Annotated in this window: 1 protein-coding gene; it reads left to right on the forward strand. The window is 44.5% G+C overall.

Annotated features, from left to right (window positions below):
• On the forward strand, window positions 1–567 hold a 567-nt coding region (locus A3766_RS09280), incomplete at its 5' end, for an FGGY-family carbohydrate kinase (RefSeq protein WP_255375394.1).
• Window positions 568–667 lie beyond the last annotated feature (100 nt).

The following is a 667-nucleotide window of genomic DNA, read 5'->3' on the forward strand; positions in this document are numbered from 1 at the left end:
GGAGCGGCAGTGCAATGGTTGCGTGATGGCTTAAAGTTTATCTCTCATGCTAGTGAAACGGTGGCGATGGCCAAGAAGGTTGGTTATGACAATTCGGTTTATCTGGTACCAGCCTTTACTGGCTTAGGTGCGCCTTATTGGGATCCGAATGCACGAGGTGCTTTGTTCGGTTTAACTCGAGATACGGGGATAGAAGAAATCGTCACAGCTGGTCTACAGTCAGTGTGTTATCAGACAAGGGATCTGCTCCACGCGATGGAGAAAGATGGTGCGCAAGTAAACACTTTAAGAGTAGATGGAGGCATGGTGGTCAATGACTGGGTTGTACAGTTTCTATCTGACCTTCTGAATGTTTCAGTTGACCGGCCTGAAATTGTCGAGACCACGGCATTAGGTGCGGCATACTTGGCTGGCTTAAAGGCCGGTTTATTTGAAAGCGTCGAGACGATTGCAGATATGTGGCATCTTGATAAACGTTTTTCACCTGATATTTGTCCAGAAGATGCAAAAAAACTCTATAGCGGCTGGTTAGATGCCGTCGGACGCGTAAAAACTGAACAAAATTAAGCGTCAGTGATAGTTGAATGCTAGACTTTAAGGATAGTAGTTTTCACTATTGTCGCGCATAATATTAGGAAATTGTCGAGAAGTGAACAATATAGTAATA

The organism is Oleiphilus sp. HI0132, from assembly GCF_001635845.1.